The organism is Bacillus sp. EB106-04-02-XG92 (assembly GCF_058791995.1).
Map to the genome: position 1 here is coordinate 349,631 of NZ_JBYTEA010000005.1, position 21,269 is coordinate 370,899.

General features: G+C 34.9%; 22 protein-coding genes, 2 other RNA genes and 2 riboswitches. Of the genes, 4 read left to right on the top strand and 20 right to left on the bottom strand.

What is annotated here, in order from left to right:
• Positions 1–7: 7 nt before the first annotated feature.
• The 9 genes from AC3WVA_RS15570 to AC3WVA_RS15610 form a co-directional block, all read right to left on the bottom strand.
• Positions 8–628, bottom strand: a complete 621-nt coding sequence (locus tag AC3WVA_RS15570; RefSeq protein WP_048527111.1) for a CpsD/CapB family tyrosine-protein kinase — start codon at positions 626–628, stop codon at positions 8–10.
• Positions 615–1,358, bottom strand: a complete 744-nt coding sequence (locus tag AC3WVA_RS15575) for a YveK family protein (protein WP_098345887.1) — start codon at positions 1,356–1,358, stop codon at positions 615–617. The genes AC3WVA_RS15570 and AC3WVA_RS15575 overlap by 14 nt, the downstream gene beginning before the upstream one ends.
• Positions 1,359–2,552: an acyltransferase family protein gene (locus tag AC3WVA_RS15580; protein ID WP_098345888.1), complete on the bottom strand. Its 1,194-nt coding sequence runs from the start codon at positions 2,550–2,552 to the stop codon at positions 1,359–1,361.
• A 329-nt stretch (positions 2,553–2,881) separates the two neighbouring features.
• Positions 2,882–3,022 (bottom strand): FbpB family small basic protein, encoded by a 141-nt coding sequence (locus AC3WVA_RS15585; protein WP_048527108.1) that lies wholly within the window; start codon positions 3,020–3,022, stop codon positions 2,882–2,884.
• Positions 3,023–3,534: 512 nt separating this feature from the next.
• Positions 3,535–4,401: a 5'-3' exonuclease gene (locus AC3WVA_RS15590; RefSeq protein WP_098520766.1), complete on the bottom strand. Its 867-nt coding sequence runs from the start codon at positions 4,399–4,401 to the stop codon at positions 3,535–3,537.
• A gap of 129 nt (positions 4,402–4,530) precedes the next feature.
• Positions 4,531–5,256 (bottom strand): P-type ATPase actuator domain-containing protein, encoded by a 726-nt coding sequence (locus AC3WVA_RS15595; RefSeq protein ID WP_098520767.1) that lies wholly within the window; start codon positions 5,254–5,256, stop codon positions 4,531–4,533.
• 343 nt (positions 5,257–5,599) lie between these two features.
• A riboswitch (M-box (ykoK) riboswitch) is annotated at positions 5,600–5,765 on the bottom strand.
• Positions 5,766–5,890: 125 nt separating this feature from the next.
• Positions 5,891–6,277 (bottom strand): DUF350 domain-containing protein, encoded by a 387-nt coding sequence (locus AC3WVA_RS15600; RefSeq protein ID WP_000606860.1) that lies wholly within the window; start codon positions 6,275–6,277, stop codon positions 5,891–5,893.
• Positions 6,274–7,509, bottom strand: a complete 1,236-nt coding sequence (locus AC3WVA_RS15605; RefSeq protein WP_048527105.1) for a glutathionylspermidine synthase family protein — start codon at positions 7,507–7,509, stop codon at positions 6,274–6,276. The genes AC3WVA_RS15600 and AC3WVA_RS15605 overlap by 4 nt, the downstream gene beginning before the upstream one ends.
• A gap of 3 nt (positions 7,510–7,512) precedes the next feature.
• Positions 7,513–7,824 (bottom strand): hypothetical protein, encoded by a 312-nt coding sequence (locus AC3WVA_RS15610; RefSeq protein WP_048527104.1) that lies wholly within the window; start codon positions 7,822–7,824, stop codon positions 7,513–7,515.
• Positions 7,825–7,907: 83 nt separating this feature from the next.
• Between AC3WVA_RS15610 and AC3WVA_RS15615 the strand changes: the two genes are divergently transcribed.
• Complete coding sequence (locus tag AC3WVA_RS15615) at positions 7,908–8,357, top strand: hypothetical protein (protein ID WP_098520768.1); 450 nt, start codon at positions 7,908–7,910, stop codon at positions 8,355–8,357.
• A 122-nt stretch (positions 8,358–8,479) separates the two neighbouring features.
• Here the strand turns inward: AC3WVA_RS15615 and ssrS (AC3WVA_RS15620) are convergent.
• The 5 genes from ssrS (AC3WVA_RS15620) to AC3WVA_RS15640 form a co-directional block, all read right to left on the bottom strand.
• Positions 8,480–8,663: non-coding RNA, 6S RNA (ssrS, locus tag AC3WVA_RS15620), on the bottom strand.
• 20 nt (positions 8,664–8,683) lie between these two features.
• A non-coding RNA gene (gene ssrS, locus AC3WVA_RS15625) (6S RNA) lies at positions 8,684–8,867 on the bottom strand.
• Between the two features lie 116 nt (positions 8,868–8,983).
• Positions 8,984–9,817: a sulfurtransferase gene (locus AC3WVA_RS15630; protein ID WP_492322025.1), complete on the bottom strand. Its 834-nt coding sequence runs from the start codon at positions 9,815–9,817 to the stop codon at positions 8,984–8,986.
• 2 nt (positions 9,818–9,819) lie between these two features.
• Complete coding sequence (locus AC3WVA_RS15635) at positions 9,820–10,092, bottom strand: YpbS family protein (RefSeq protein WP_098345154.1); 273 nt, start codon at positions 10,090–10,092, stop codon at positions 9,820–9,822.
• A gap of 21 nt (positions 10,093–10,113) precedes the next feature.
• Positions 10,114–10,581 carry a GNAT family N-acetyltransferase gene (locus AC3WVA_RS15640; protein ID WP_048527102.1) on the bottom strand — a complete coding sequence of 156 codons (468 nt, stop codon included), beginning with the start codon at positions 10,579–10,581 and terminating at the stop codon, positions 10,114–10,116.
• A 72-nt stretch (positions 10,582–10,653) separates the two neighbouring features.
• Between AC3WVA_RS15640 and AC3WVA_RS15645 the strand changes: the two genes are divergently transcribed.
• Positions 10,654–10,908: a DUF3931 domain-containing protein gene (locus AC3WVA_RS15645; protein WP_000369740.1), complete on the top strand. Its 255-nt coding sequence runs from the start codon at positions 10,654–10,656 to the stop codon at positions 10,906–10,908.
• 3 nt (positions 10,909–10,911) lie between these two features.
• Here the strand turns inward: AC3WVA_RS15645 and AC3WVA_RS15650 are convergent, their stop codons facing one another.
• Both AC3WVA_RS15650 and AC3WVA_RS15655 read right to left on the bottom strand, forming a co-directional pair.
• Positions 10,912–14,571, bottom strand: a complete 3,660-nt coding sequence (locus AC3WVA_RS15650; protein WP_098520769.1) for a dynamin family protein — start codon at positions 14,569–14,571, stop codon at positions 10,912–10,914.
• Between the two features lie 194 nt (positions 14,572–14,765).
• Positions 14,766–14,930 (bottom strand): hypothetical protein, encoded by a 165-nt coding sequence (locus AC3WVA_RS15655; protein ID WP_157409512.1) that lies wholly within the window; start codon positions 14,928–14,930, stop codon positions 14,766–14,768.
• Between the two features lie 190 nt (positions 14,931–15,120).
• On the opposite strand from AC3WVA_RS15655, the gene AC3WVA_RS15660 reads away from it, so the two are divergent.
• Positions 15,121–16,284 (top strand): DUF418 domain-containing protein, encoded by a 1,164-nt coding sequence (locus AC3WVA_RS15660; RefSeq protein ID WP_098520771.1) that lies wholly within the window; start codon positions 15,121–15,123, stop codon positions 16,282–16,284.
• A 17-nt stretch (positions 16,285–16,301) separates the two neighbouring features.
• On the opposite strand, the gene pbuX is transcribed toward AC3WVA_RS15660, so the two are convergent.
• From pbuX to AC3WVA_RS15675, 3 genes are all read right to left on the bottom strand, one after another.
• A complete protein-coding gene (gene pbuX, locus AC3WVA_RS15665) occupies positions 16,302–17,624 on the bottom strand; it encodes a xanthine permease PbuX (protein ID WP_087958159.1) in 1,323 nt (440 codons plus the stop codon).
• Between the two features lie 3 nt (positions 17,625–17,627).
• Complete coding sequence (locus tag AC3WVA_RS15670; protein ID WP_048527098.1) at positions 17,628–18,221, bottom strand: xanthine phosphoribosyltransferase; 594 nt, start codon at positions 18,219–18,221, stop codon at positions 17,628–17,630.
• 107 nt (positions 18,222–18,328) lie between these two features.
• Positions 18,329–18,430, bottom strand: a riboswitch (purine riboswitch).
• Positions 18,431–18,546: 116 nt separating this feature from the next.
• On the bottom strand, positions 18,547–19,293 hold the full coding sequence (locus AC3WVA_RS15675; protein ID WP_098520772.1) for a type I methionyl aminopeptidase: 747 nt from the start codon (positions 19,291–19,293) through the stop codon (positions 18,547–18,549).
• Positions 19,294–19,837: 544 nt separating this feature from the next.
• On the opposite strand from AC3WVA_RS15675, the gene mphL reads away from it, so the two are divergent.
• Positions 19,838–20,734 carry a macrolide 2'-phosphotransferase MphL gene (mphL, locus tag AC3WVA_RS15680; RefSeq protein WP_166688502.1) on the top strand — a complete coding sequence of 299 codons (897 nt, stop codon included), beginning with the start codon at positions 19,838–19,840 and terminating at the stop codon, positions 20,732–20,734.
• Between the two features lie 40 nt (positions 20,735–20,774).
• Here the strand turns inward: mphL and AC3WVA_RS15685 are convergent, their stop codons facing one another.
• The gene (locus tag AC3WVA_RS15685; protein WP_195756063.1) at positions 20,775–21,245 is read right to left on the bottom strand and encodes a GNAT family N-acetyltransferase; all 471 of its coding nucleotides are present in this window, start codon (positions 21,243–21,245) and stop codon (positions 20,775–20,777) included.
• Positions 21,246–21,269: the final 24 nt, after the last annotated feature.

Below are 21,269 nucleotides of genomic sequence, written 5' to 3' on the forward strand. Positions count from 1 at the left end.
CCCACATTCAAGAATATAAAACTATACCTATTAATTCACATTCTTTCCGCTTTATATCCGCTATTACTTTTTGCACGGTACGCAGAGAATCTTTTCGCCTCTTGACTGCTAAAATTACTCCATCGCACTTCCCTGCAATCATGTGCGTAGCAGGAAGCTCAAATACTTCAGAGGAATACAAGAAAATGTAATCAAAATCTTCTTTCCACTTCGCAATTACATGATCAAATTCATCCGTAGTAACTAAAGGCGTACCACTGTGTACTGTTTTTTGGGCTGGAATACAATATAAGTATTTAGATAAATTACTAGAAAAAGATTCATAACTACAAGGGGCATCACTTATTATATCGTTCACTGTTTTCGTATAATTGCTTTGTAATAGTAGATGTAATTTAGGATCAGAAAAATTCACATCGATAAGTAGCACCTTTTTTTTCATTTCCGCAAACACTAGACCTATATTTACTATAAGCGAAGCAACAACACCTCTATCCTTTGTTGAACTTACTGTGAACACTTGTTTCCCCGATTTTTTCAGCTCATGATACACCGTATAAAACTGCTCTTTCATTAGAGCATCATGAGGATCAAATGGCAGCTTTTTCTTCGTCTTAAACATCGACATGTTCACCTCGATATATAGATGATTTCGTATCAATTTCTGTAGATTTCTTTTTTCTTTTCGGTTTCATATTTATGTGACCAATAACAGGAATTGTTGTTATTTTCTCCAAATCTTGCTCCACGTATATACGCTCATCAAAATAATCTCGAAATACAGCTAAACCTACCCCAACAAAAAAACTAACAATTAAAGAGATAGGGATGATAAGTTGAAATTTCGGAAACAACTTTTCAGCTTTTTCCTGTAACTCAGGATCAGTTAATATCTTTATCCCCTGTACATTCGTATACTGTTGAAAGCTTTTTTGAGATTGTTCTGCCAATGACTTTACAATTTCTTTTACGATTGTAGGATCCGAATCTTTCACTGTAACAGTAACAATTTGTGAATTGTCCATATTCACCACTGAAATCTTTTGAGCTAATTCATAACTTGATTGCTCTAATTTTAAAGTCTTTTTGACTGTTGAAATAATAAGTGGGCTTTTTAAAATATCAACATACGACGTTACAAGCTGCTTATTTTCCTGTGTTTTATTCATCGCATTCTCCTTATTAAACCCGTCTAAATTCCCAACGAGAATTTGCGTTGAATATTGATACGAAGGCTTTAATACGTACATAGAGATAAGAACTAAAGAAGCGGTTAAACAACTCATTGTTAAAATGATCGTTACGAATCTTCTTCTCAATAATTGTTGAAAATCTTTTATACTCATTTCCTGCTTCAATTATTTCACCGCCTTTGTCTGATTCATATTCTGCAAATCATTCTTTACAGATAACCCTTTCTTCTTTCTATTCGCTTGCTTTGTTACATACTTTCCGACTCTGAATGCAAATTTTTCTACAAATATATATGAAAGCATCGCAAGTATAAACGAAAAAACGAGTGAAAAAATTAAAATAATAGGCAACGGCAATATTTCATGGAGCATGTATATAAGGGAAAATAACGATATGATATGGTATAAATAAAGACTGTAAGAAATCTTCCCCAAATATAACAAGTATTTATTACGCAGCAAGGATGACAAAGTTGCTACTGATAAACTTAATACGACAAATAAACATGCACTTATCGCTATTACGTAGTCTCGAAATATAAAATTATTGAGCAATTTAATTTCTCCAATAAGCCCTTCATACATATAAAGTAAAATCGCAAATAAAAACCAAGCAATTTTCTCATTTTTAGTACGATTACTATAAAAAACTATTACATTTTCTTTATATTTCGCAACTAGTGCTCCTAGTAAAAATAGCACTGTGTAATGTAGAGTTAATGCATAACTAGTTAATGTCAAACTTGAGTGAAATAATAATAAAATCAAGACAGAACATATACTAAAACTAAACAATGACAATAATGAACCCCTCAACGTTTTTCGTAAACAAACCATCAAAACTAACGGGAAAATCATTGATATTCGCATTTCATGAACAAGTGACCAAATTACGCCGTTATATGCATCTGTATTATATTTCCCAACCAATAATATATGCTGCACAATTAAGCTTAAAGAACTTTCAATCGTCCATGAGCGATTAAACCATTCACTTAAATGAGAAATTCCATATTCACTCATTGTAGTTTGGCATAAAATAGCTATAAGTATTGCTACGATATATGGAATATAAATTCTGCATATACGTTTTAAAAGGAATGACCCATAACTATCGTAGTTGTTTTGAATGGATCTATACAAAACAAATCCACTCAAAACAAAAAAGATAATAACAGATTCGTTACCACTACTAAAAATTAAGCGAGCAGGCGTTTCTTTTAATAGATACATAACAAATGGTTTATTATCTTCATAACTGTAATTTTGAAATACTGAAAAAATCATTAAATGATGACCAATCATTACTACCAATGAAGAAATCCCTCTAATTGAATCCAATTCTTCATACCTATTCATCGCTTTATATCAACTCCTAATGAAATGATAATAATCATTTCAAAGCGACACCATTATTCATATTCCTCTCCTTTCTTTTCATTCCAATTTTTCATATTAAAATGATTTATAGCGTAATTTTGAATGTATTGTAACATTTTTTGTAATATTATGAACAGTGAGTTTTTTATATTGGTATATACCAATTTCAACCTCGAAAAATGAAAAAAATTAGTAGAAAAACACTATGAAAATATCTTGTATATTTACAAAAATTAAAGAGAGGAATATAGTTATTTAAATATAAAACAAAAAAAGATAGCCTTTATCGGCTATCTTTTTTATTTTATTTAGTTGCTAGAGCCACTATATGCGACATGTCGTTTCTCAATTCTCTCTTCAATTTCTTTCATATTTTCTTTATTATTTAATAGTGATTGTTTATTTTCAATTAATAGTTGTTTAAAAGATTTTCTCACTTTTTTTCTCATTTTTATTGTCCTCCTTGGGGGATGGTTTATATAAAGTGAAACTTTAATCAGTGGGGGGGCTCTTCATCCCCCACTGATTATTAGCCTTCACCAATCGGACTTTTATGGGCAGCCCGACCCCCACCTAACTTCTTTGCTTTCGCTGAATTTTGAGATGGGGGTCTTACTACCCATTAAAGTGGGATAAAAGATAAAGAATTATCTGGTTGTTCTTATAATAATTGATTGTTGTGAATTCCATTTGAACTTCATATGAAAATTACGTTTATTTTCTGACAACTTTGTGAACACGAAAAAAGAGATCCTCCTAAAGCAGTTTTGTAATTGCTTCATTTCATTACATAAATCGCCATTTACGCCATCTTATATCAATTGCCTTGTCGAAATATTTATATATATTTCTAGCCAAGTTTCATATACTTTCGCTGACTTACACACTGTTTTCCAAAATAAAAAAGAAGGTGCCACCTAGTCAAAGTTCGACTCATGTAACATCCTTCTTTATAAACTATTTACAGCATATTGATTAATATTTCAGGTCTTCCCCAATTCATTTCTTCACAAACGAATCTTAGTTTTTCTTCATCCATTGTGTGTAACCCTTCTTCTAGTGAACATGAAATAGGAACTTCACAATGAATTTGCGCTAATTGTAATGAAATATTTAAATTCTCTAAATCACTTTCAATCTTCGTACGTTGTGCTTTCGTTAAAGATGCCACATTTTCTAGTACAATTGCTACTGTACCATGCTCTTGAATAAGCTTATATGCTGTTTTTTCACCGATACCTTTTACACCTGGGTAATTATCGCTCGTATCTCCCATGAAAGCTTTTGCGTGCACGATTTGCCACGGTTCCACACCTTTTTCTTCCATAATTTTCTCTGGTGTGTAGTACTCGTAATTTCCAATTCCTTTGCGCAGAAGCATAACTGTAACATTCTTATCAACAAGTTGAAGTAAATCCGTATCACCTGTTAAAATGTAAACTTCTGCTTCATTACAGTATTGTTTTGCAAGCGTACCGATGCAATCATCCGCTTCATACCCTTTCATACCGATAACTGGAATAGACAATTTCGCAGTCATTTCTTGTACTAAATCAAATTGCGGAATTAATTCTTCAGGCGGCGCTGCACGATTCGCTTTATAATTTGAGAACGATTCTGTTCTAAATGTTGTACTTCCCATATCCCAGCATGTTACGATGTGTGTCGGTTCAATTGCTTGCATAGCTGTTAATAAATGTTTCATATAACCATGAATCCCGTTTGTAGGGGTACCATCTTGTCGTTTCATAAATTGTCCGTAGACGCTTGTTGCATAAAAAGCACGAAATAATAGTGCCATACCATCAACTAATAATACTTTTTTCATAATTCCTCTCCTACCAAAAAAATAATAACCCCACGTCATCACGTAAGGTTATATAAATAGATTACCATTCTACGTTTTTCAACTTTGTCTATTATACATTGTTTTTGTATATTTAGCATCATTTACACATTAAGACGTTCTACTACAACAAGTATGAAGAATTCCTGAATACGTATTTTTTCCAGTCGAAACAACTACAGCTTTTGCATTTCCACCAACAATATACGTCCCTTTGAAACATACGTTTTCCAGTTCAAGTGGATTATAGTCTTTCATTCGTTTTAAAGGAATAAATCGTTTGCGCTCAAGATGATAGCAGCTTTCAAATTTCTCAACACTTGCATCGCTTCCTGTTAGCACAGATTCATTTACTAATAAATCATTTGCATAGATGATACGTACATCTGCTGGTACTGTATCACCCTCTGAAAGAAAAACCATATCTCCAGGAACAAGCTCTTGTACTGGCAAATTCATCATTTTCAATTCACCGTTTAACCCTGATACACTAGAACATTCTACTCGAGACACAGTAATTTTCTCACATTGTGATTTATCACATACATGTTGTTTTGAAAAACCTGGGATCATTCCACTTAGCTTCATCATAACTTCCGCAATACGCGCTCTTTTTGAAGTTAATTCATTTCGGCCGTATACTTGAATACGTTTTTGCGCCTCTTTCATAGATAATCCGTCTCTTGTTGTTTTAAAATACGCAAATACAGATTTTACATCTCTCGTTGCGATTTCAATTAATAAATCTTTATTTTTTTGAAGCAATGTTTGTTCTTTCATTGATTTTTTACTTAATTTATATGACGTGTTACCCACAGTTTTGTTTGCATATAACATATTATCGTCTCCTCCTTTATAACATAGGAAGACACGCTTTGTTTCTCGATTTATCCACTTTACTGTAAAAGTGTCTAGCGCTTAAACGTACATATAAACGCTACATGATGATAAATATAGAGGGAGGAACAAGTCGTTTCCTGCCTACATCATATATTTTTGATTTGAAGTATATGGGTAACGGAACCGAATCAGAATTTGACATGCTCCTCACCTCCTCGTTTAATTTTATAGTTTATACTATGATGTTACTCATAGCTTTGTAACAAAAAGACCCTTACTCCGAAAAGAGTAAAGGTCATGACATACACAAATAAACGATTCCTAATACAATTAGAAATCTACGGACCTCTCCCTCGCCGAGTTTTAGCACTGTATAGCATAGGTACATTACCAGCTACGTTAAGAAAAACCTTAATTCGATCATTCCTGTTGACCCATTGGCGTCTCTCGACATTTTTGGGCAGTAGCATTTCTCTATACAGGAGCCTCACCTAACAGAGACTTATTTTTATTACATAGAAAATGTTACTCTTATTTAAAATAGATGTCAACAGTAGCCTACAATTTTTTCAAAAGGTATAACAAACTAACGTAGACATAATAAAAAACTTTATGTTTAAACGTAAAGTTCTTAATAAGTGATACATCCAGCAATTACAATCCCAATAGAAAGCGATAAAAACATAAGAAAAAGACCGACTGCTTGATTATCTTCTTCAAGACTTTTGTTTATATTAAAGCGCGGTGTAAGCCACTCAGCTAAATAAAAGACGATAATTTGAGCTAAAATCCCAACTGCTCCCCACGAAACCATATCAAGAAGTGAAATAGAATTAGCTGCTGTTGAATATAAAACAATCGCTAACCCAAGTAATCGCCCTCCAAGCACATAGCTTACCGCCTTATTTCCTTGGGCCATTAACTTAAATTCTTTCACTTTCGTTGTCACTTCCATCAGGAATAGACCAATGCATAAAAGTCCAAGTGTGACTGCTAAATATAATAAAAAATTAATCATGTACTTTCCTCCTTTTTTATACCTACCGGTAAATAGTACGATTCATTACCCGTAATTTTTTCCCCAGCGCGAATACCGATACTACTCGCTTTTCCCGCAATTAAAAACGAACCAAATACATACGACAGTTTCTCCATCCCTTTCTCTGTTTCCAAAGATACGACTGGAAGTTCTGTATACTTTTGAAATATCGGCAGTGACGCTTTATACGTTTGGTGCACATTTTGAATCATAATATTTTCGTCCTTATCGCGAACGGTAATTGTATCTCCCTCTCTACCAAATGAAGGTTTTTGAACGAAAGAACCTTTTCCTAAAAATAAATCTGGTTCTAAATATGTAGGTAACATATATTCTTTAATCCACTCTCGTTCCTCATTTGTATAAAAGGCATCTTCTTCTGCTAGCCCCCAAATAAGACACTGAATTGATTTCGGCTGAAGTAAAAATGCTGACAAAGGATTTATAATAAAAAGCTTTCCGGCTTTTACGAGCTGCAACAACTCCACACCAACCAAATCTCCAGTTTCTGGATCTTGATCCTCAATTAAATCTTCTATTGGATATGTTTGGCGATATAAAACATCAATCTTTACTCCATCTCTATCCACTAAAGCATCTTTTGTAATTCTAAGTTCTGACATTGGTACTACTTTATTTTCAACATGGCATAAATGACTCAAATACATCGTCGTATTCCAATCCTCAATATGTTCATGATGTGCTGTAAAAACAACATTTGGGTTGTCTATTCCCTTTATCGCTTCCATTACAGCTTTTGTAACACCAGAAGATAGCAATCGCTCTTGACCTAAGTTCGGATCATCATAACCTAGCTTTTTACAAACTTCCCCATTCATTTGAAAGCATTCCATAATAAAGGTGGGTGTATCACTATTAAACTCAAGCATTTTTATTTGGTTTTCACCTGTTAAAACGAAATCAAATCGTGAAATAACAGATTCAGGATATAATCCTTTCATTCTAATGAATGATAAGCTCGCAGGAGGAAATCCAAGTTTAAGAAGCTGTTCGTCGCTTAAATTACGCAACAGTCTAGCAGTCTTAAAAAATATTTTTCCCATTCGTTCAGTTGCTAATTGCAATTGTTTCTTAGTCTCATTTGTTATAGAAAAAACATGAAACAAACTATACTCACATTCATATAGATCCGACCAGAAATTCGGATATTTCGAATAAAACTCTTTTCGATTCCTTATGTACTGCGACATGTTTTAGCCCCCAAATCCTCCCTTTGAACCGCTTCCAATTCCCCCTTTAAATTCGGCAGACGATTGATACGATTTAAACGCCGATGAATTTTTAAAATTGGATTTATTTTGATAGTATCGCCCACCATAGAAATAATGCCCACGATAACCTGAACTACTATCATCACACTGCCATACCCCAAGCTCATCATCCCAATCCCAATCTGAACAACTCTTATCATTCGGTTTTGGGGGAAGATCTTGCGCGCAACCAAATAAGGTGCCAGTCATTAAAGACGTTACGACACCACCAACTAGCCATTTCGTTTTTGTCACCTTCGCACTCCCCTTTTTAAATTCTATTCCTATTATATAGGATGTCATGATAAAGTAGAAGAAAAAGGAAGAAGAGGGATAAAATGCGCTTAGAATATCGACTTAATGATGAGACGAAAGGGTATCCAGCTTTATGGAACTATGCAAATATTTCTAATTCTGAAATCATCGCACGCATGACTTGTGAATATTTTATAAAAGATAAAAATACATATGTTGTCACTGCAACTTCAGTAGATTCAGACGGAACAGCAGTTATATATATTCAACAAGAAACTTTCTCTAACGATCCTTCAGATCCTACTTACTTCCACATCGGTTTTGAAATTAGGGAGCTAAAGGATACGAGTTCAAACTTGATTGAAAGTAAAGATGTATGGAACTATGAAGAAATTTTACCATCTCTTCATTCAGATATCATATATATTCAGCGCGACGGCATGCATATGGAGTTTGCTTTAGATTCAAGAGAAATTGATGAAGACAGAAAATGCTATATTTATTATGGGAACTTCACAGGTGAATCGAGATAAAGTGAAACTTTAATCAGTGGGGGCTTACTTCATCCCTCACTGATTATTAGCCCTCACCAATCGGACTTTAATGGATATATATATGCAACAAAAAACCTTACGTATAAAACGTAAGGTTTTTATTTAGCCCCACATATGCCGTTCTCTCTAGATGTCCATAAACCTGCTCTCACAGGTGGATGCTCTCACAAATGTTTGTAACTTCCTTCTTAAAAAGATGGCATGTTAGCTACATTTAAATATTGAACTTCCATATTAAACTTATTGGTTTAAGACATGCATAAGCTACGTACACCGTAGGAATTTTATATAATGTTAGTTGAAATAAGCCCCCCGCACGTGCCGCTCCTCGTAAATGTCCAAAAACCCGCTACTCGCAGGTGGATGCCCTCACAGTTACCTTACATCTTCCTCCACAAGGAAGGCTTGATGATGGTCGCTAAATATTGAGCTTCCGTATAACTAACATCGGTTTTAGACATAAATAAGTTACGTACACCGCAGGATGTATTATTTACTTGTCGTTATATTATCACATTGTTTCCAATGTGTAAAATACAAAGTTTTTCGAGCAATTTCTTGCTTGTGACCTTATTTTAATACAAATTATTTTTGCATGCAAGTGATTAATCTTCTTCTTTTGCAATTTGATTTTCTGGATAAGAAATCCAATCACTCCAGCTACCTGCATACAATTTAACATTTTGGAATCCAGCTAATTTCAATGCAAGAATGTTTGGACATGCTGTAACACCAGAACCACAATATACAATTGTTTCCTTATCTTTCGCAAGATTTTGGAATCGTTCTTGTTGCTGAGCTTCATTCTTAAAGTGCCCTGATTGCAGCATTCCATCCTTCCAAAAATAGTTTACTGCGGTTGGAACATGTCCTGCTTTTGGATCAACAAGTTCCTCTACACCAGCATAACGTTTTGGCTCTCTAGAATCAATTAACGTAACATCTGCACCTGTATGAATATTCTCTCTGACCGTTTCCATCGTTACAAGCATATGACCTTGTACATTTGCTTTGAATGCCTTTCGTTTAACAACAGGAATTTCCTTTGTTACCGGTAGTCCATTCTCTTTCCAAGCTGGAAATCCGCCATCTAATATATATACTTTCTCATGTCCTACATAGTTTAATAACCACCAGAGACGAGAAGCATTTGCACCCGCTTCACTGTCATATGCAATTACTGTCGTATGTTCATCAATACCAGCTCGCGAAAGCTTGTCTGCAAACTCCTCAATATTTGGCAACGGGTGGCGGCCACCGTGTTCTGTTATAGGACTTGATAAATCTAAATTCAAATCAAAATATACTGCATGAGGAATATGTTCTTCCTCATACTTTTCTCTCCCCCAATTAGGATTCGCTAAATCAAAACGACAATCGATTATACGGACGTTCTCATCTTCTATATGCTCACGTAACCATTCGACTGTAACTATCATCTTTAACGACCTTCTTTCTCTTTCAAACGACTTACATACTCCATAACCATTTCTTCTGTAACATATTTACGCTCCAAGGCAACACCATTTTTTGCAAGATCATTAATTTGCTTTGTTACAACGTTAATGACATCAACCGAAAATTCTTTCCCATTTGACGCAAGAGATACGGCTGCTTCAATAGCTGCTTCACGCTGCGCATCTAATTGTAAACATGCTTTTACACTTTCATTTTGTTTACGAGAATGTGCTGTAATTGCTTTATGTACTTCCATCTTCTCTTCCCCCTAAATAAGTTATACGTTCTGATTCAATTCCATTGCAAGCCGAATCATATCACGGCATACAATCCCATTTTCAATAATCTCTTCTTCATAATGCTTCGAAAAGTAATCAAAATCAATAGAAAAAATACGAAATCCACATTTTTGATATAAAGCAAGTTGTGAAACACTAGAATTGCCTGTACCAACTTCAAGTTTTGACATACCATATCCTTTAGCGGTTTCTATGGCATGACTTAATAGCTTCTTTCCAATCCCTTTTCCTTGCAAATGCTCTACAACCGCAATATTCATAATTTCCATCGTCTTCGGCCTTGTTTCCAAAAGAACATATACACCGATAACTCTCCCCTCTTGCTTAGCTACATATGTTTTCCCTCTTTGTACATATGTATCAATTTGCCCCTCACTTGGATCAGCAAGCAATAATAAAGGTTTCGGTATCGCTTCTTTCGAAATAGGTTCTATTACTACACTCATAAAAAATTCCCCTTTCTCTATTGTTCTAAACCCTCCTTGTCTACCATAAGTAATAGAAAGGAGGGATTCATCATGGACAACAATGAGAAAAAATGCAACGTCATCTCTATTGATGGAAAGAAGAAGAAAAGCGACACGTATTCCTATCCAAAATTAGTAGTAGAAAACAAAACATATGAATTTTCTTCATTCGTCTTATGCGGTGAAACACCAGACGGCAGACGACTCGTTCTTACTCATATGATTTCTACCGATGAATTTGCTGGGTTTGTCAAATCTTTAGATACAGTACTGCAAAAGAAAATTGAACGAATCTTTTTCTCATAACGTCTACATCACATACATTTCTTTTTCAATCTCTACTAACTGCTTTTGCAATTGTTCTTTACTTTGTTCATATAGTGATACATCAATCGTTTCAGCCAATGCAAATAATACACTTTCATAATAGTTCATCACATCTTGCTGCATCACTTTTTGGAATAAGTTCCATTTCAAATCCCATTCTTGCTTATAATGATGAACAAATAATTCTTTTTCATCAGCTACATAGTTTGATACGAATGGCTCCAATACAATTTTAGCCTCGTCTTGCATGAAGGCTTTATCATTTTTTTCAAAAAAGCTTTTTTCATTTTTGAAATGTGCCAATGCTTTTTTGAAATCTTTTATTTCCACTGAAGGGAACGGTTCTTTATGTGTAATATCTTTATATTCATATTCCACTGTTCCATTCATAGAAATTAACTCATTTTCTACTCTACAGTTCACCACAATTTCATTCTTTGCACGCTTCATCGCTTCATCTATCCATTTTTCAAGGCGTAATGATGTCGCACGCATTTCTTGTAATAAATCATGTTGAATAAATGCTACTAATTCCATAACGCACTGTTGCAACTGCACTTTTACATTTCCATCCGTTCGAAGCGATGCTGGATTAATAAATTCAGTAAACACATCGTTATAGCGTAGGAACAGACGCTGTTGTACGTAATAAAGCAATTCTTTTACTTCATTTTGCATCGCCTGCTCTTCAGCAAGCACACTATATGATGAAATAATATGAAGTAGTTGATCACGCTCTGCTTCATATTTTTTCGTTTGCTTCTCTTTCTCTTCATTCCCCTGCTTTGCACCATTTATCATATTTAATAAAAGCTGATCTGCCCCTTGCAATGCACCATATAAAGCATGAACAGATACGAGCATTAAATCTCTCATCATAAAGGATGTAAATGATTCCTCAAACTTAGCAACCCCAGAATTTTGTAAAATACCGTATTTCTCTTTTTCAATATTTTTTCCTTGTTTCTCTTCAAGCGCACATAAACTTGAAATTGCAAATAAACGCGGGTTTCTAATACCGTATTGCAATAGCTGGTCTGCGATATACCCTTTTACCATTTCAAGCTCTTCTTCAGACTCTGCTAAATCGGCCGCATTTATTAAGAAGAACATTTTATCCAGAGCAAACGTATCCTTTACACGACCAAGCTGGATTAAGAATTCACGGTCAGCACGAGAAAACACATGATTATAATATGTTACAAATAAAATTGCGTCTGCATTCTTTATATACTGGAACGCTACGTCTGTATGACGAGCGTTAATAGAATCCGCTCCAGGTGTGTCTACAAGCGCTACACCCTGCCTTGTTAATGCACAATCATAATAAAGCTCCATATACTCAACAAAACACGATTTTTCTTCATTCGCTACATAATCCGAAAACTCTTCTAATGTAACTTGTACTTGCTCTCCTAAATGAGCAGAAACCGTATCATACCCTTTTTGTACCGCTCGTAAAAAGCTAAATGTTGTTTTTTGCTTCCCAGTTGGTGAAGGATATTTCATAACTTTATCAATTTGTGCTAACGCTTCAGCTAACGTAGTAATCTCATAATGAAATAGCTTATAAACAGCTTTCATATCTTCTAATAGAGCTTGCTTTGATTTAAATTGAACCATTACTGTTCCGTGTGGTTTTTCCTCTGTAACCGGCAAAATTTGATTAATCGTTGCAGTCGTCGGATTTGGTGATACAGGAAGTACCTTCTCACCAAGCAACGCATTGGCAAATGATGATTTCCCGGCACTAAAAGCTCCGAATAACGCTACTGTAAATTGTTTCGTTTCCACACGACGCCTTTTTTCTATTACCTCTTGCTGTACGTGCTTTAGCGCCGGTAATGGCTCTAATATCGTTTCAGCTTTCTTCACTTTCTCTAATATGCGCTGAATATTTAAAGCTGCCGTTCCTTTTATCTCTTCCTCATGAGCCACTACGTTATCATTTACAACTTCTTGCTCTTGTAGTGTGAATTTCTCACTAACAATTTGTTTCTTACTTTGTAATATCTCTTCTATTTGCAATCCTTCTGGTGTAGCAATACGCTCATGCCAAACATTTTGCAAATAACTTTCATATGTCTCCAAATTGTTACTGTATTGCAATTTCGTTTCTTTTGCCGTTTGCAACATCGCATATTTTTCAATCTCTTCTTCAATGCGAGCAACTGCGTCCTTCACCTTTTGCTTTAAAACGACTGCACTTTTATCAAAAATTTGCTGTGCTTTTGTAAAATAACGTTTCTTCAGTTCATTCGCTACATCCGCTGTATAAAGAAGTAAGTAATCACCTGTGAAACCTGCCCCTTGTTTAATAACTTCAGCCAACATTTCTGGCCTAAAAGCAATCTCTAAAGCATATATGTCTTTCCCAAGTTCCTCTGTAAACAATCCTTCTTCTTTTAAAAAGGCAACAATAAACTCTTTCACATGAAAATCAAGTTGCGTTTCAACAGTCTTTTGCAAAGCAGAATAAAAAGCATCTAAACGTCTCTGTTTTTCTTGCTCCGTCTTTCCTTTCGCAAATAGTAAACCAACCTTAAACTTTGTTAATTTCGTTTCTAAATACGTATTTGCCAACTCTCTCATTTCAAATGGCATTAAATACGCGTTATCTAATATAGCTTGTAAGCCTTTTATAAATTCGTTTCTCACATGAGACTCTTTACTAGCCTCGCGATGTTTCGTTTCCGTTAGCTGTTCTTTCTTTTCAACTATCTCTGAAATGGAAAGCGGTGATGCTAACTCTTCCTCATATTTCAAAAGAGCTTTTTCATTTTCGGAAAGAATAAACGAGAAATGTTCCCCCATTAAATATTCTGTTTCTCTCTCCATTCCATCTCTTACATACTGCTCTTTTTCTTTCATAATAGAAGTAATTAACGTTTCTAAGCTTCCAATTTCATTATGTGGATGGTTCATCATTCGTAATGACGTATAATACACTCCATCTACTTCAATGTCCCAATTCGAGAACGATTGTTTTACACTATCTTTATAATTTTCAAACGATAATTCGTTTTCTTTATGTTTATCTATTTGATTTACAACGAGATAAACCGTTTTATTACGTTGTTTCAATTCTTTAACAAATTGCAAATTCACTTCCGATTGGACGTGATTATAATCCATCATATAAAAAATTACGTCTGCTAGATGCAGCGTTGATTCTGTCGCTAGTTGATGGGCATCATCTGTTGAATCAATCCCTGGTGTATCAACTAACATAACACCTTCAGGAATTGGCGCATCATTCCGATAAATGTGAACACCAATTACCTCATCACCATCTTTACAAATTTGTTTTAATTCTTCAGCTGAATATGCACCGTCATACTCGTACTGTTCTCCAGATTTAACTGTTACAACAACACGATCCATTCCTTTTTCAATTTTGACAACGTTAGCGCTTGTCGGAATCGGGCTTGTTGGTAATAACTGCGCTTTATATAGATGATTCATCATCGTTGATTTCCCTGCCGAGAAGTGACCGCAGAACGCGATCATAAGTTGCTCTTGTTTATACTTTTGAATCACCTCAAACAACTTTACACTATTCTCTGCATCGCCGTGTTTTTGCCACTCTTCATAAAAACAAACAAGTTTTTTCATACCGTTTGTCTGTACTATGTTTGTCATCCCCTTGTTCCCCTTTATCCAAGATGTATATACTTTTCCCCGCTATTTGCGAGTTCGTAATCATCAGGAAATACATCCCCTCATTGATTACAGTTTCACTTTACTATCATACTAAATTTTCAGCATATTCTCATTAAAAATAAAAAATCCCTTTCATTCTTTTTACAAATGAAAGGGATTTTATGTCATATCACTCATTTTGCTGTTCCTACTCCATTTAAAACATACTTTGCAATAACTGCATATACAGCGACTGTACCTGCTACTAATGCATATACCATACTGATGCACCAACCTTTTTTGATAATGATTATCACTTTTAAATACATTTTATCATTAAAGAGAATCATTATCAACAATTTTCATAAAAAAAGCCCCTTATAAGAAGGAGCTTCACTGCCTGTTTTGAAAAAGGGTAAAACTTGTTGTGCACTCTTATTATATCTCATCTTACATAACTTAATAGTTAAAAAAAATGGAAATCCACCCTATACCCTCCATCTTACATTTTGTATAATAAAAGGGAATTACTTAACAAGGAGGAAAATAATGACACAAAATATTACACAAGGCGAGAGGATACACTCCATCGATATTATTAGAGGAATAGCTGTATTAGGTATTTTTCTTGTGAACTGGCCTGTTATCGCCGGGATTGACTCACGTGATATTTCAGGGATTTACGAAGGGATAGACAGCTACATTCGCCTATTTTACGATATGTTTATTCAAACAAAGTTTTATACTATCTTTTCGTTTTTATTCGGCCTAGGCTTTTACATTTTTATGACTCGTGCTGAAGCGAAAACAAATCGACCAAAAACTTTATTTGTTCGTCGCTTACTTATTTTATTATTATTCGGTTTCTTACATTACGTTCTTTTATGGGACGGAGACATTTTACATAGTTATGCAATCGCTGGATTTTTCTTATTTTTATTTTATAAGAGCAAGCCACGTACTATTTTAATATGGTCAATTGTACTATTAAGTTTCATGCAATTGTTCACATTATTAGGTTCCCTTCTCATGCTATTAGTGCCGGTAGATGAACTAGGTCTCTCCACCGCAATTATGCCGTTAGAAAATTGGAGCTTACAAATTACAGACAGGTTCCATTCTTTCTATTCTGAAGCAATAAGTAACAGCCTTATTATGCTCCCTGAAACACTCGGATTGTTTTTACTAGGATTATATGCTGGTAAAAAAGACATTTTCCGCCGTGCTAAAGAATTAGATCCAAAGCTTAGAAAATGGCAAATCATTATGTTCATTTTAACATTACCGATGTGGTTTATTATGGTTTATTTCTTTATGAACAATCAACCATACACACCATTTTCACTTATGGGTATTACGATGATAAGTGGAAAAACATTATTCATATTCTACATTGTCACGCTTATGCGTTTATTACAAAAAGAAAAATGGCAAGCATTATTACGTCCATTCCAATACGTTGGCCGAATGGCATTAACAAATTACATCTCGCATACAATTGTTACATTACTTGTATTCGGACTATTGTTCAAAAATAATTATCTTGCTCCATTATGGGTAGGACCACTATTCTGCATCGGTTTCTACACGTTGCAAATCTTTATTAGCCGCTGGTGGCTATCACGTTATCAATACGGGCCACTTGAATATATATGGCGCCTTGGTACGTACGGGAAAATGATGCCACTTAAAAAGAAAAGCAAGGTCTCATAACGAGTCCTTGCTTTTTTTTACGCTTCTCTTACCGCACTTTGCATAGCAACTGGCTCTTCTTTTACTTTCACTTTACGCTGTGGCACCATATTAAATACGATATTTAAAAGTACTGCTGACGCACTTCCAAGTACAATTCCGTTATCTGTTAAAATACGAATATTTTCAGGAAGTTGTGAGAATAAAGTAGGAACGACTGTAACTCCAAGTCCGATTCCGACAGAGCATGCAACGATTAATAAGTTTTCTTGTTTACCAAAATCAACGCTACTTAACATTTTAATACCATATGCCATTACCATACCGAACATTGCTAACATCGCACCGCCAAGTACTGATTTTGGGATAATAGTTGTAATAGCTGCGATTTTTGGAATGAACCCAAGGACGATTAACATACCACCACAAGTATAAATAATAACGCGATTTCTTACTCCAGTTAATTGAACAAGTCCTACGTTTTGAGAGTATGTTGTATATGGAAATGCGTTAAAAATACCACCTAACACCATCGCCAATCCTTCTGCGCGATAGCCTTTTGTTAATTCTTTTTCACCGATCTTTTTATTGCAAATATCAGATAATGCAAAGTAAACACCTGTTGCTTCTACAATACCTACGCAAGCAACTAAAATCATCGTAATAATTGGCGTCAATTCAAATGTTGGTGTACCGAAGTAAAATGGCTGAATACCATGGAACCAATCCGCTTCTCCAACTGCTTGCAAGCTCACTTTCCCCATAAATGCTGCAACGATTGTACCGAACAATAGACCTAGTAAAATAGAGATTGAACGAATAAACCCGTCAAAGAAACGATACATAATGATAATAAATAGTAACACACCAAATGCTAATGCTAAATTTTCAAGACTACCGAAATCCTTACTTCCTACTCCACCAGCCATATCATTAATAGCGGCAGGAACAAGTGTAACTCCAATTACTGTAACGACAGATCCTGTTACAACAGGTGGAAACAGTTTTACAAGCTTTCCAAATAATTTCGCAAAAATAACAACGAATAACCCGGCAGCAATAATTGCTCCATAAATAGAAGACACGCCGTATTGTTTCCCAATTGCAATCATCGGCCCAACCGCTGTAAATGTACAACCAAGTACAACTGGAAGTCCAATACCGAAAAAGCGATTTGATAATGCTTGTAAAATTGTCGCAACGCCGCACATTAATAAATCAATTGAGACTAAATACGTTAACTCTTTTTGATTTAAACCAAGTCCACCGCCCACAATAAGCGGAACGATAATTGCACCAGCATACATAGCAAGCATATGCTGCATACCGAGCGATGCGATTTTAAATGGATGTTGCTTCATCGTTTACTTCACCTCCGCAGTTTCTTGCTGTACAAATGTAACTGTGCCGTTATCAAGTGATGCAATTTCTGCTAGTGATTCAACACGAACGCCTTGTTCACGAAGCTTCTTTCCTCCATCTTGAAATGCTTTTTCAATAACAATACCAATTCCTGCAATGCTTGCTCCAGCTTGCTCGACTAAACTCATTAAACCTAAAGCAGCCTGACCGTTCGCTAAAAAGTCATCGATAATTAAAACGCGATCAGTTTCATCGATATGATTTCGAGATAATGAAATTTCATTCGTTTCTTGTTTCGTAAATGAATATACGTTTGCAACGTACATATTATCTTGTAACGTTAACGATTTACGTTTTCTTGCAAAGATTACTTTTACACCAAGCTCTAATGCAGCCATAACTGCTGGTGCAATGCCTGAAGATTCAATCGTCACGATTTTTGTAATGTTCTCTTCTTTAAAACGTTTAGCAAATTCTTTTCCGATTTCTTGCATAAGTACTGGATCAATTTGATGATTTAAAAAAGCATCTACCTTTAATACGTCACCAGATAAAACCTTTCCTTCGTTTAAAATCTTTTCTTGTAATACTTTCATGTTTGTTCCCCCTCTTATGCAATAAAAAAACTCCAAAAGCCGCCACCACTCGTTACAAGTGAGAGACGCGCTTTTGGAGTTTCGCAAAAAAGAATGCTAAACAAGCAAATATATTCGTCCTCACTCATAGTCAAAGTATTTACGGTACTTCGGTAGAAACTTGCAGGCCATATCCCCGCGATTATATGAGTGTAGCTAACTATTTATTTTATAGATGGATTATAACGCACTTTTTATACTTTGAAAAGCATTTATTAACAAAACACGTACGAATTTTATAAAAACATCATTTTCGTTCGATTTTTGTAAACTCTTACATATTATTTCAAAGCGTCGTTAAAACGATTGGCCCATCTTTTGTAATCGCAATTGTATGCTCATATTGCGCTGATAATTTCCCGTCCATCGTTCTTGCAGCCCATCCATTTAAATCTACTTTCGAATATCGCATACCTACATTTACAATTGGCTCAATTGTAATTACCATTCCTTCTTGCAACTCAGGCCCTTGTCCTTGTTTCCCAAAATGAAAAATTGCTGGTTCTTCATGAATCTCTTTACCGATTCCATGTCCCGTAAAATCTCGTGCGACAGAAAAACCTTCATTTGCTACATAACTTTCAATTGCATAACCAATATCTCCTACATGATTACCGATTACCGCCTGATCAATCCCTTTATACAATGCATTCTCAGCTACTACCAATAACCTTTCTGCTTCTTCTAAAACATTTCCAACTCTATACGTCCAAGCAGAATCTGAAAGACCACCATTTAAGTTTACTACCATGTCAATTGTTACAATATCACCCTCAGTTAAAGGAACATCGGCTGGAAACGCATGACACATTTCATCGTTTACAGATGCACATATCGCATATGGATATCCGTTGTACCCTTTCTGCTCAGATGTTGCACCATACTGTTCTAAGTATGCTTCAACAAACGTATTAATTTCTTTTGTCGTAATACCCGGTTTCATTATTTTCGCAATTTCTCTATGACATGAAGCAAGTAACTTCCCAGATTCGTGCATCAAATCTATTTCATTTTTTGTTTTAATTGTAACCACGCTGCATCTCCTTACTAATCTTGCTATTTGATACTAAATTTCAATCATACACATACTCTTCCAAGACTTTCAATTAATATTACATCTAGTATTTTTTGTTGATGTTTATTTATAAACAAAGTATAGTAACACTATACTATTAAAAGGAGGATTGTTAAAGATGATGCACGCAGGAAGACTACGTCAGCAAACTTTGAACAATAAGTAACTTAATATGTTCAAAGGCTCTGTTTTCATAAAGCAGAGTAAACGGGATTAGTCTGCACATTTTTAATAATCTTCAACGGAAGAATATACTTTCCATATGAAGAAAGGCAGATATACATCTGTCTTTTTTTCGTATATTTTTTTGATACAAAGAGAGACGTTTATTCATTATATCCTCGTTTACTCTTAACCACAGACAGAAGCCCGTCTGTGGTTTTTTATGATTACATTTTCTTATATCTTGCTACTTTAATCATATGGATGTAGTTAGAAACAATTCGTAACAGAAAACGTATGAAAACATTGAAATTAGAATAAACATTTGGAGGAAATAAAAATGAATACACTTAAAGTGAAACAATTAGCAAATATGGAAGGCCTAAATATATTAGAAGATTCAATAGTAATTAATGAATCTGGCATTGACTTTCAAGTAGCACACGTTAAAGAACAAAACGGGGATAAATGGATACTAAGAATTCCTCGTAGACCAGAATCTATGAGACATGCCCAACGAGAAAAAAAAGCATTAGAAATCATGAAAAAACATGCAGAATTCCAAGTTCCTGATTGGTCTATATTCTCTGAGGAACTAATCGCTTATAAACAACTAAGTGGCGTTCCTGCCGCTACTATCGATATAGAACGACAAGAATATGTATGGAACTTTAATGAAAAGAATGCACCGACTGAATACAATATTTCATTAGGAAAGGTTCTAGCGAATTTACACTCATTACCTCAGCAAAAATTTAACAATATAGGTGTTGAAATGCTTACTGCTAATGAATTAAGAACTTCTATGAAACAAAGGATGAATCGAGTGAAGGAACAATACGATATCAATCAAAACTTATGGGATCGTTGGCAAGCATGGCTAGCTGAAGACTCTTTTTGGCCATCTCATGTAGGAGTAAAGCATGGAGATATACATCCGGGTCATATCCTGATTGATAATAAAAATAATGTAACAGGCTTAATCGATTGGACAGAAGTAGGGGTCGCTGATGTTTCAATCGATTTCACATCTCATTATCTGCTCTTTGGGAAAGATGGACTAACAAATTTAATTCACTCTTATGACAACGCTGGCGGTAAAACTTGGTCAAGAATGGATGAACATATTATCGAACTTCTAACAACGAGTGGTATCACTGTTGCTGAATACGCTCAAGTGTCAGGTTTGAAAGACATGCATGAAATAGCTGTACACATGCTAGCAACTGAAAGTTAATGAAGTTACAAAAAAAACAGAAGAAGATTCTTCTGTTTTTTTATTTTTTACATATATAATTCATCCTCAAAAACTCAAAACAACTACCATTTGTCTTCTGTATAAACGTTCCAACAGCTTCAAATTCGGCTCTTTTATATACTTTAATCGCTCTCTCATTAAATTTCGCTACTGATAACGTTATATAATTACATCCGTATTTTTCTTTACTAAAAGCTAGTCCAGCCTTTACAAACTTTAACCCTAATCCATTGCCAGTTATATTAGGCCTCATTCCAAGTCCTATATCAACCGTTCCATTATTTATTTTACAAACAGTAAAGAACCCAATGAGAGTACCATTTTCTTTCACAGAAAATGTATGATTCCCTCTACTCTCATTCTCTAAAAACTCGGCTAAATCTTCTTCATCTGCCCCTATATCGTAAAAGGAATACTTCCCTTCATAATGCCAGTTATACGCAATTTCTTCTGCTTCTTCTTGCGTCATTACTGTATATGTATAGTTCATTTTTCTATCCCCCTTTAAAAAAAG